Source organism: Nitrospira sp., assembly GCA_029194675.1.
Taxonomy (GTDB): domain Bacteria; phylum Nitrospirota; class Nitrospiria; order Nitrospirales; family Nitrospiraceae; genus Nitrospira_D.
The window spans coordinates 230,676-241,658 of sequence record JARFXP010000003.1; the positions used below are offsets into that span (position 1 = coordinate 230,676).

General features: G+C 58.0%; 12 protein-coding genes. 2 read left to right on the forward strand and 10 right to left on the reverse strand.

Annotated elements, in window-relative coordinates; all coding sequences use genetic code 11:
• Positions 1-106: 106 nt before the first annotated feature.
• Positions 107-517, forward strand: coding sequence for an alternative ribosome rescue aminoacyl-tRNA hydrolase ArfB (gene arfB, locus P0120_16020; GenBank protein ID MDF0675819.1), 411 nt, complete (start codon positions 107-109; stop codon positions 515-517).
• Between the two features lie 58 nt (positions 518-575).
• On the opposite strand, the gene P0120_16025 is transcribed toward arfB, so the two are convergent.
• From P0120_16025 to P0120_16055, 7 genes are all read right to left on the reverse strand, one after another.
• Complete coding sequence (locus P0120_16025; GenBank protein MDF0675820.1) at positions 576-1,208, reverse strand: hypothetical protein; 633 nt, start codon at positions 1,206-1,208, stop codon at positions 576-578.
• Positions 1,209-1,370: 162 nt separating this feature from the next.
• Complete coding sequence (locus P0120_16030) at positions 1,371-2,162, reverse strand: enoyl-ACP reductase (protein ID MDF0675821.1); 792 nt, start codon at positions 2,160-2,162, stop codon at positions 1,371-1,373.
• A 109-nt stretch (positions 2,163-2,271) separates the two neighbouring features.
• Entirely contained in the window at positions 2,272-2,802 is a 531-nt protein-coding gene (locus P0120_16035; protein MDF0675822.1) for an NUDIX hydrolase, read from the reverse strand.
• A gap of 55 nt (positions 2,803-2,857) precedes the next feature.
• Positions 2,858-3,958, reverse strand: coding sequence for a glycine cleavage system aminomethyltransferase GcvT (gcvT, locus tag P0120_16040; protein ID MDF0675823.1), 1,101 nt, complete (start codon positions 3,956-3,958; stop codon positions 2,858-2,860).
• Between the two features lie 7 nt (positions 3,959-3,965).
• Entirely contained in the window at positions 3,966-4,409 is a 444-nt protein-coding gene (locus P0120_16045) for an FKBP-type peptidyl-prolyl cis-trans isomerase (protein ID MDF0675824.1), read from the reverse strand.
• 60 nt (positions 4,410-4,469) lie between these two features.
• Entirely contained in the window at positions 4,470-5,639 is a 1,170-nt protein-coding gene (locus P0120_16050) for an FIST N-terminal domain-containing protein (protein ID MDF0675825.1), read from the reverse strand.
• Between the two features lie 79 nt (positions 5,640-5,718).
• Positions 5,719-5,946: a hypothetical protein gene (locus P0120_16055; protein ID MDF0675826.1), complete on the reverse strand. Its 228-nt coding sequence runs from the start codon at positions 5,944-5,946 to the stop codon at positions 5,719-5,721.
• A 457-nt stretch (positions 5,947-6,403) separates the two neighbouring features.
• Between P0120_16055 and P0120_16060 the strand changes: the two genes are divergently transcribed.
• Positions 6,404-6,772, forward strand: coding sequence for a hypothetical protein (locus P0120_16060; protein ID MDF0675827.1), 369 nt, complete (start codon positions 6,404-6,406; stop codon positions 6,770-6,772).
• 131 nt (positions 6,773-6,903) lie between these two features.
• Here the strand turns inward: P0120_16060 and P0120_16065 are convergent, their stop codons facing one another.
• From P0120_16065 to P0120_16075, 3 genes are all read right to left on the reverse strand, one after another.
• Positions 6,904-7,317, reverse strand: coding sequence for a hypothetical protein (locus P0120_16065; GenBank protein MDF0675828.1), 414 nt, complete (start codon positions 7,315-7,317; stop codon positions 6,904-6,906).
• A complete protein-coding gene (locus P0120_16070) occupies positions 7,317-8,582 on the reverse strand; it encodes a RiPP maturation radical SAM C-methyltransferase (protein ID MDF0675829.1) in 1,266 nt (421 codons plus the stop codon). The genes P0120_16065 and P0120_16070 overlap by 1 nt, the downstream gene beginning before the upstream one ends.
• A gap of 363 nt (positions 8,583-8,945) precedes the next feature.
• Positions 8,946-10,703 (reverse strand): S8 family serine peptidase, encoded by a 1,758-nt coding sequence (locus P0120_16075; GenBank protein ID MDF0675830.1) that lies wholly within the window; start codon positions 10,701-10,703, stop codon positions 8,946-8,948.
• Positions 10,704-10,983 lie beyond the last annotated feature (280 nt).

Sequence of the window (10,983 nt, forward strand, 5' to 3'; positions counted from 1 at the left end):
AGTTGGAGAGGTTGGTCGCGCGAAAATCTGGCCCACGGGAAACTGGCTGAGATCCGTTGTGAGGCCACTCATTGCGCCTGCATATGGACTGTGCTAGCTATTCATCATGCTGCACATTTCATCGGCTATCGGCATTCCGGATCGCGAGATAGAGATACACGCCATACGATCGCAAGGTACAGGGGGGCAGAACGTCAACAAAGTCTCGACCGCCATCCATCTGCGATTTGATATCCATATGTCATCTTTGCCGCAACTCTATAAAGATGCCCTGTTGATGCTGCGGGATCACCGCATCTCAGCCGATGGAGTGATCACGATTAAGGCTCAGCAATACCGCACGCAAGAGCGCAACCGTGAGGATGCGCTGAATCGCTTACGGACGCTCATTCAACGTGCGGCGATTCCTCGCAAGAAGCGAAAAGCCACCGCACCGACACGGAGTTCTCAGAATCGACGGATTGAGGGCAAGAAGCGACAGGGGCGCTTGAAGGTGCTTAGGCGAACGGTTGAGTGACGAGGGAGGGTGACCTTCGTCGATGTCGAGATGGGCTAGGAACGGTGTTGCTCGGTTTTTACCTCGCGTTGGCTTGTGCCTGCTGCAGTACGGCTTCTGCCTCCGGGACGAACTCAATCTGTTTGTAGTCCTTCGCTATAGCCAAAGCATCGGCCGCCAACGTCACGGCTTCCTGGTGGTGGCCGTGCTTGCACCGAACCTTGGCGAGTGCCAACCGGGCATTGACTGCTTCGGGTGCCTGCTTGATGACGTGTTGCAAAAGTCGCTCACCTTGCTCTGAGTCACCTCCAAGGACGCTGGGAAGCCTCACCAGCAAGGTTCCCTTGGCCGAGAGCGCACCGAGGTGAGTCGGATCAATTTCGAGGGTCCGGTTGATTTCCTTCATCATGCGTCGAAGCCCGAAGAGTGAGGTGAGGGATTCTCCATCGATGCGGAGCAGCTCCCCCAGATTGCAAAACAGCGCAAAGTGGGCATCGGCGCTTCGTTCATCCGCCGCCACCGCACGCTCGCCCAAGCTCTGCCCCTGTTGGAAATGGGCCAGGCGCGTCGCACGATCCATGGCGAGTCTCCCGCGATTACATTCCTCGAGAGCCTGTTTGGCAAGTTGCTCGCCTGACTCCTGTGCGGAGGACGGCGTCGGCAAGAAGGACAGGCCGCCTGCCAGGACAGTCACTAGCACGAGAGTGTTCATCCGCATCATTGACGCATCCAACCGGGGAAACTGCGTACTTTCCACGGCCCCTTCATCCGGCGAGCACCGAGGGGCAAGCCACGGCCAACATCTGACCTGAAAGGTACAATGTCCTTTCATCAAGTTGGCTGGATTCGATAGTGGTCCTCGATCGCCGATAGATCATGCGATCCCCTGTTCACGGGAAGCCATCATGCCTAGAATATTGAATCCTCCGTCCACGTAGATCACTTCGCCGGTAATACCCCGTCCCAACTGACTTACCAAAAACAACGCTGTATCCCCGACTTCGCCCTGCTCGGTTGGGCGACGGAGGGGCGCAAATTCCTTATGGAGGTCAACCATCTTGGTGATGCCTGAAACCCCGCGCGCGGCCAGCGTCTTGATCGGTCCAGCGGAGATCGCATTCACGCGAATGTTGAGCGGGCCGAGATCGTAAGCCAAGTAGCGAACAGTCGCTTCGAGTGCAGCTTTCGCGACCCCCATCACATTGTAATGAGGTACGACGCGCTCACTCCCGAGGTAGGTGAGGGTGACGATGGAGCCTCCGGCGGCCATCAACGGCAAGGCGGCCCTTGTGACGGCCACGAGAGAATAGGCGCTGATGTCGAGCGCCGTCGCAAACCCTTGTCGAGTGGTATTCACGAATTCTCCGCTCAGCTCTTCCCGGGGAGCGAACGCCAGGGAGTGGACCAGGAAGTCGATGTGTCCGGCTTCCTTCTGAACGTGCTGCATGAGCGATGTGATGTCACCGTCGTTGCTCACGTCGCAGGGAAACGCTTTCGCGCCCGGCAAGGTGGCGGCGAGCTCTTCCACATTTTGTTTCAGTCGTTCATTCTGATAATTGAAGAGGAGTTGAGCTCCCTGGCCGGCCGTCGATTCCGCGATGGCCCAAGCGATGCTGTGCTTATTGGCCACACCGATGATGAGTCCTTTTTTCTCCTTGAGCAACATGAGCACTCTTCTCCTTCTTGAAGCTCAACGACATAAGCGTTGATGAAGATTCACGTTTCGCACAAGACTGCTCCCGACGGACTCCAGTGGTGCCCCCACCTCGTCCTGATCAGCCACACTCGCTATTTCGGATAAAGACCGCCTGTAGGCCGACGATCGTTTTCCCATCTCGGATTGTACCGTCTCGAATTCGTGCAATCGCCTGATGCAGCGGCATTTCGATGATCTCCAGCACTTCATCTCGATCCAAGTGCTGACGTCCTTTCGTGAGACCGGTGGCCTTGTATACATGAATCACTTCGTCCGCAAAGCCCGGAGCCGTAAAGATACTGGAGAGCAACTCAAACGAGGATGCCCGATAGCCGACCTCTTCTTCCAGTTCTCGTGCGGCACAATGTAAAGGATTTTCCCCGGGAGCAAGTTTTCCCGCTGGAATTTCGTAAATGAATCCGCCGGCAGCATGCCGGAACTGCCTGATTAAGACCACGGTCCCATCGTCTTTGACGGGCACCACCGCTGCCGCCCCCGGATGGCGGATTGTTTCGAGGTCAACCGTCACCCCGTTCGGTAACTGGACGGTGTCGATGTTGAGCGTGATAACCTTCCCTGAATAGATGTTGCGAACCATTGGATGTTCCATTCCGCTCATGGTGTTCAGCCGTTGGGCAGGCCGCAAACGCGAGATCGCGCTCCGGCTATTTGGAGTCGCGCTTGTAGAACGGCGGCTTGACGACTTTTGCTGGAACCGCTTTTCCTCGAATGTCGATGATGAGATCCGTCCCGAGTTCAGCATACTCGGAAGATACATACCCTAAGCCGATCCCTTTCTGGAGCAGAGGCGAAAGATTGCCGCTGGTGACTTCTCCGATGGGAGACCCGGGTGACGATGCAGAGAGAATCTTGAAGCCATGACGGGGGACCCCTTTTTCCGACAATTCAAAGCCGACGAATCGGCGAGACGGGCCGGCTTGTTTTTGAATCAACAAGCTAGGCTGTCCTACAAATTCCCCCTTCTCGAAACGCACGACCCATTCTGCTCCAGCCTCGATCGGCGTCGTGTGTTCATCGATATCGTTACCATAGAGCAGATAGCCCATCTCGAGACGCAGGAGATCCCGTGCACCGAGTCCCGCCGGTTTCAAACCGTACGCCTTGCCTGTAGCAAACAGCTTGTCCCAGACGGTCGAGGCTTGTCCGTACACATAGAACTCGTAGCCGAATTCTCCGGTATAGCCCGTTCGCGCCGCCAGGCATTCGACATCCGCGACTCGCACCGTTGTTGATTCTCTGAGCTTCAGCTGTTCCAGCTGTGATAATCCGAGCGATGCGACGATCGCTCGCGCAGCCGGGCCCTGCAAGGCGATCTGAGCGATCTCTGCCGAACGGTCGGTGACCTGACAGCCAGGAACTCCCCGACTGTGCTCCGTGAGCCAAGATAGGATCTTGGCTCGATTGGACGCGTTGACGCATAAAAGAAATTCTCCGGCCTTGGCCATCCGATAGACGAAGACATCGTCCATGATGCCGCCCTGCTGGTTGCAGACCATCGAGTACTGCGCCTGCCTGGGCCGAAGTGCAGCGAGATCGTTCGTCGTCATGCGCTGGAGGAACGACTCCGCATCGGAACCGGTGACGACGATCCGCCCCATATGGCTGACATCGAACAGACCGGCCTTGCTGCGGACGGTGTGATACTCATCCACAACGCCGGTGTAGTGAATGGGCATTTCCCACCCCGCGAAGTCGACCAGTTTCGCCCCGACGGCGCGATGTTGTGCGATGAGGGGAGTGTGCACTGGACGGTTACCGCACGCCGAGCAATTCGACGTCGAAAATCAGCGTGGCGTTCGGTGGGATCACGCCGCCCGCGCCCCTCGGTCCGTACCCCAAAGCGGATGGGACGGTGAGTTTGCGTTTCCCTCCCACCTTCATCCCTTGCACCCCTTCGTCCCAACCCTTAATGACTCGTCCTGCACCGAGGGAAAATGAGAAGGGCTGCCCACGATCGAGGGAACTATCGAACTTCTTGCCGTTCTCCAGCCAACCCGTATAGTGGACGCTCGCCGTCTTTCCGACGACTGCCTCATCTCCGGTGCCGAGCACCTGATCCACGTATTTGAGCCCGGACGATGTGGTGACCTCCTGAGTGTTCGATTGCTGCCCGCTTGTGGTCATAACGCTTCCCCCTCCCAGGATCGATGTGAAAACCAATAGTGTCATGATCAATGTCATACGAGAACGTTTCATAGGCCTCTCCTTCGCTCATTGTATGGCATGGGCAAGATGGCGCGGTCAACTACGGAATGGCTAAGAGTCCCGTTCGGCAAAGAGCGCCAGACTAGCCGTGTACCCGTGCAAGAAATTACGGTTTCCAATGGGCCCTATCTCACCTTGCGCAAAGAATCCCGCGATGGGAATCGGTCCCAGACGTTCCATAGTCGTGGCCGCATCATGGTTCGGCCGCCCAAAAAGCCCTCGACCACGGCCGCAACAGCTGAAGAGAAGCCCGCCGAGCGGAGGATGCCGATGGCGGGCTCGGTCGGTCGCCAACAGAAGGTTCAAATCTTCCGCGGCTGATGCCCTGTCGCGCAGATGAAACTGCACGGTCTGGCCTTCTTGCACCACATCGCCGATTGCGATGGCGCCCGTGATACGGTCGGCTCCGAGTAGATTCCGAATGAGAAAATCTCCCCGCTCGAACCGATTCCGATGTTCGTCGATCACGATACCGAGATGGAGCGCCCGATGAGCGCGCTGCCGGTCTTCCTCCGTCAGCGATTCGAAGACGGCCTGCAATCGCTCCAAAGCCGGCACGCCCCCAAGTTCGTGAATCACATTGCGTTCGGCCTTCGTCACGATGAAGCGGTCACCGATCAGGCGACACCCTTGGGAGATGATCGGCCGAATATCCACGGCCCCCGAGAGGCGGACACCCACTAACCCGCCATCGAGGACTTGGTTGTTGAGGACCAATCGATTCATGCCGGCCTCTTGCCCACCTCCGGCTAATCCTCCGACCGCCTTCGTTCCAGGATAGCGCTCCTCCAAAAGCCCAAGGATATCCTGAACCGGCACGGTGAATGGATCGGCGAGTAAGAGGAACGACGCCTCCGGAACGCGCGGCTCGGGCCATCCCGAGAGGTGAAATTGATCGTGCGTCGGTGAAAACGAGGATCGCAACGGGTGAAGGTTGACGCCGGGAAGGACGGCGGCCCAGACGGTGATCGCCGGGACGGTTTCCAATTCCTCCGCTCCGGCAATCACGCCCTCTCCACTGCAGCCGATCAGGAGGCTCGGGCGAAGGGTCCTTATCAACACATGAGTCAAGAGGTCGACCTCGGCGGCGTGATGAGCTGAAAAGAAGACGCAAGCAAGGTCGATCGGGGCGGCATTCAGCTGCGCCCGAATGTCCTCGACCACGGCTCGAGCCGCAGATTCCGTCTCTCTTGTTTTCGAGAGGGCCACGGCAAATTGCATGGTCTCGTCTCGTGATGTGGAAGGGTGGTGGATGAGTCCGGCACGAGCGAGGGGCGCGCGGGCTCGCAACGCGATCGAGTCAGACTCCTGGATCCATTCGCTGAGCTCTGGTCTGCGCTAATTTCTTATAATATCGCCACAGGTAGGAATGGTAGTCGTCCACCTGCGCAAGGAGGTAGTGGAGTTCTGTCGGATCCTCGGTTTCCAGGGCATGGATCATCCTGGTTTTTAGGAACTCACCGAAGGCTTCGGTCTTCTGCACCGCGGTCAGCAGTTGCAACCCGCCCCCGATCTGGTACTCACTCATACCACCCTCCTGGTTAACGTTCAGAAGGATAGCGAGGGAATCGCCACATTTGCAAGCTTGGCTCACTTTACAGCAGGCGCTAAAAATTCAGGTGATCGGTTTCGATGTGAACCGGCCAGCAGTGTTCTGAGGCGGACGAGGTCAATGGCTTCAATGCGGTGATTGTCGCGACCGGTGACCGTGGTGGCCATGATGAGGGCATTGAGGATCGCTTCTTCCGTGGCCTCGACCGTCGCTGCGAAGAGCGGATTGAGATGAGTGTCGGCGAGATGCGTCAGGTGAGATCTTCATTGACCACACCCGCAGTGCGGATACTTAGTTAGCTTGGACGCGGAAGCAGAGAATCGAAACGATGCGAAGTTCGCCAGGCGCGAGCGGTTCGATGAGGTGTGGGACTAGGCCGCCGAACACTCACGGCTCCTGCGTCGGGCGTGGCGCGAATGCGGGAGAGCGGCTCATGCTGGCGCTCTGGGTAAAAGCGCGTGAAGCTGCCGTTACTTCCATCGCGGTGGCGATCGAGGAGGCAGGTAACAACAGAGATATCGCACGTTTCGATGTCGCGATGGAGTGCGAGGTGGTTACCGGGGCGAGCGCAGTAAGTGTAGATGCCACTTTCGCCGCTTGGGCGCACGGGGGCATTGCAGATTTCGGCGAGGAAATGCGCGGTCTCAGGGTTACGATAAAATGCCGCCTGCTCACGGCCGCCGCCTGTGCTGATGAAACGGCGTGCTGGGTTTCCGCCTCGCACCTCCTCGTCATCGACGGTAGCAATGGCGCTGGCGACAGCACTGTGGAGGCAAAGGCGCGATTCCACCAGGAGGCGTGAGCACGCATTGGCATCAGGAAAGTAATCAAATATCGCACGGCCTCCGTTTTTCATCAGCCCGGAATCGCGTATGTCGCAGGGCAGGCGCTGCGGATTGCCGGTGATGGTGTGTGTACCGTACACGGAGAGAGTTACATAAAGCTCGAAGCGGTGCCCGGCCCGAAGTCGGGTGGTGGTGTGAACGTAACTGCAGCGATTTGCGACCGGAGGGCGGACGGAATTTTTTCTGCCGCGAGCTCATAGCCCTCGCCCTCGAACTGCACCTCGCCGCCAGCCTCCTGAAGTTTTATATGGAAGCACGACTCGAAAAGCCGTACGGGGCCGGTGATCGACATGCTATTACCGACGCATCCGCCGACGTCGAAGCCCATGCTGCGCAACTCACCGGAGACCCGAACGATAGTCTCGGCGGACGGCGCCCACTCGCGGATGTTCTCCGATGTGATGCGCGTTTGCGGCCCGGGGCTTGCACCGCTGGCAGCAACAAGGACAACTTGGGCAGAGACGATTTGTTTGAGGTCCATCGGTATTGAAACGGGTTTCATCACACACGGTCCGCTTGCCACGTTTTGACCCATGGGCTGGTTTGCATGAAATCCAGCTCATTGGCGTGGGGCGTTTCGCGGACGCGCACGGCGAGGCTCAGCCAGTTACGCCCTTCAGTAAGCATGAGCCTGTTTGCTACGAGCGAGTCGAGAAAGGCGCGAACGCCCTTATCCGTGATTTCCAGGCCGGGCGACTGTTCGCGCAGGTGTCGCATGATTGCCACGAACGGACGGAACGCATCGCAAAACTCGTACGCCGCCGCCTCGCTGCCGGACAGATTGATCTCACGCATCGTCGCGCCAGGCCTGGTGTCGCGCAGTACCAGTGAGCCGTCAGGCCGTTGCACCGAGCAAAGCAGTCCCCGCTTTTCCTTTTGCCGCCACGCCTCGGCAAAATGAATCACATCGTCCGCGTACCCGGCGGGTGCCTCGCCGGAGCGGTAGTCGAAATCGAAATGATATGCAATGTGCATCAGACTCTCGTGTGGGAATGGATACAAAAACATGTAAGGTTTCATTGGCCGGACGTTGATCAGCCCAAACTCCTCGGACTTCGTAAAGTACGGGCTGAAGCGATCCATCCGAATCGGCCCACAAGCCACGGGCGGGTCGAGAAACTCGATGGCGGGAAGCATTGCCAGCATTTCCTCGTAATCTTCACGCGTCTCGCCGGGGAAGCCGTAGAGGATATTCCAATCCACGCCAATCCCATACTCCCGGCACCACTTGAGCAATTGCACGTTGCGAAGTCCGCAAGTCCCCTTCCCTATCAGTTTGAGCACATGATCGCTCAAACTCTCAATGCCTGGCTGGATGCGTGTCACGCCGGGGGCCCGCAGCGCCGAGACTTGCGCCCGCGTCAGATTCGCCTTAACCACATAGAAAATCTCCCACGGCCTTCCGTCCGCCGCCAAGGCCGGCAGGAGATCCAAAAAATAGCGCATGTCTAGAATATTATCAACCACCTCAATACGATCCGTCTGCCATTGGTCCGACAGTTGTTGCATCTCCTCAAACGCGCGCGCACCGCTCTTGCTGCGGTACGCCATCGTCGCTCCGTTCAGCCCGCAAAACGTGCAGTGCGACTTGTCGCCCCACCAACAGCCGCGTGAAGTCTCGATCAGCACCGTCGGCATCGTCGCAAGCGCGGCGCTCTGCGCTGTGCCCGCAAGGAGTAGCGCGGCAAGCGCGGGGAAACTTTCATCCGCTTCACCGGGGCACACGTAGTCCACAGAGCCGAACTGCTGATGCAGTTCCTCGCCCATCTCGCTTCCCAGTTCGCCCCGCCGAATACGGTGGCGATGTAAGCACTATCTGTCGCAGAGCGTGGACCGTAGAGTGCCTCGGCAAAACACCAATCACCGGCAAATGCCACGTAGGGCAATGTGGAAGAAATCCATTGGTATTCTTCCACCCCGATGAAATCCACGAAGGTGAACGATGGATAGCGCACAACGCACGCAATGCCGTCGCGCGTGAGCCGCGCCTTGAGCAAGCTCAACCCGAGAGCCGGACGCTCCATCGTCCCGAAGGGCATACTGAGAAGAAGGATTTTTTTCATTCTTTCGTGTCCAATCTCCACCTTCGCTACAGACTGCCGCTAAGGGGGGACGGCGGCCAGCATCGAGTTACTTGTCCAGCTCGAAATCAGACGTAGCGATCAAGTCCTGCAACGAGGCGACATCTTCCTCCGACAAGGTCGTCTGGCCCTGTTCAGGCGTGGATTCCTCGGCGGTTTTCACTGTCGCGACTGGCGGGAGGAGAACAACGGGCGCAATAGGCTTAATCGGTTGGATCGGTGTAATGGGCTGTATGGGTTTGATCGGCTGCACCGGTTTTATGAGGCCAACCGGCGTGATGGGTTGCACAGTGATGGGCTTGATTGGGACGATTGGCCCGAGGCATTGGATCTTCGCGGAAAGGACCGCTTTGTGTGCATCGACGAGGCCGTTACCGGTCGAGGCATCCGGACCGACGACGGAAGCGACACCCCCAGGGGTCAGTGCTGTGGTATTGCAATCGCCGGCCGTGACATCTCGCGCGGTTTTCATCATGATCGTCTTGATTTGCTGCGGCGTGAGTTTCTTACAGGCCTGTTTGATAAGCGCGGCCACGCCAGCAAGCTGCGGTGCGGCGGCGGACGTGCCGCTGAACGCTGCCCACCCGTCGTTGTTCGTCGTCTCGTCTCCATTCGGGAAGACGCCGCCGGCCTTCTGTACGTCAATCTGGTCTCCGGGTTCGAGCGGGAGCATGATGTAGTTCGCACCAGGCTTCATCCCCACAAGGCCCGACAGATCCGGCACACGGCGGTTTGGGTAGATGACGCTGTTGAACCCACTCGCATAGTTCGACGCCCGAAGGCTTTGATCGATATCCATAAAGACACCGCCGGCGGAGATCACATCCGGATGCTGGCCGGGGAAGCCCACATGGCCGTTGCCGGCGGAGAAGATGACGGTGATCCCCGCCGCGACCGCTGCCGCGATGGCTGCCGCGAGTGCCTGGTTTGCGGCGCTGAGCGTGGTACTGGTACCGGTGTCACTACCCCAGCTACAGGTGATGATGTGGGGATTCAATCCCACCGCCGCGTTGAACGCACCTAGCGAATTGACGAAATTTATCTTTACCGGTAGCAACTCGACATCCGGCGCACAGGCGAAAATGTTCGCCGATTCGCCGGTGCCGTGCCCGCTCTCATCTGCAAGCGAGTTTGCGGCACCCGGCCCAAGCACCACAGGCGCTGCGCGGTAGCCCCGATTGACAAAAAACGGATGCTTGAACCACCCACTGTCCACCATTGCGACCTTGATTCCCTTACCGGTGATGCCCGACCGATGCGCCTTGTCCGCGTTGCAGCCAAGCGAGACCCCCGCCGGCACGTCGAGGTGCCAATAGGCCTTGTGCGGTGCGAACATCGACGTCGCCATCGGGTACACCGGTTCCTCGATGGCCACGCCCTCGATCAGATCGCCCATGGTGCTTCCTGTCGTCGCGATGAGACCTGACATCTCCGTTTCAGGACAGTCGATAAACGTCCCTGTGTCACGCACTCCACCAGGCTTAATGACGGGCCGTTCCTCGGCCACGAGCCTGGTGTTGAAGGCTCGTTCATATGTTGCTTGCGAGCCGGCGATGTTGATTGTCATGGGTGATATCTGGAGCACCTGGAATCCCGCATCCCTCAGCCGGTTGACCGCACGGACTACGACTTCTTGCTCTGACAAGAAGTTGGCCACAGTTTCGACGCTGATCTGATTCCCCACCTCAAACATTGACACGCCACCCACTGAGAATGGAGAGGCATTGGCATAAATGACCTTCGGGATAGCAGGTTGAGTTTTCTTTTTGACGTGAATAGTTGGCCCTTTCGCTTTCTTGGTGCGCATAAATCCCTCCTTGAGTTGTGTTGGATTTGTTCGCCCACATGGAGACCGAAGCACGGATTCATCACCGGCGATATCCAGATTTTCATATTGTCTCTTCTAGATAGCGAGGCAATTGCTGTGCCGACCGTTTTGGATTAGGAGATTTCCCCGATTATGAATATCAGCTACATTTCGAGCCTATTCTGCGAAGGGCTATTACCCTTTCCTTGCATTGCGAGTCCGCTGGAGAATCTAAAATGATTCTACGGTGAATCGGTTTTGATACAGGCGCCTTGCAGCA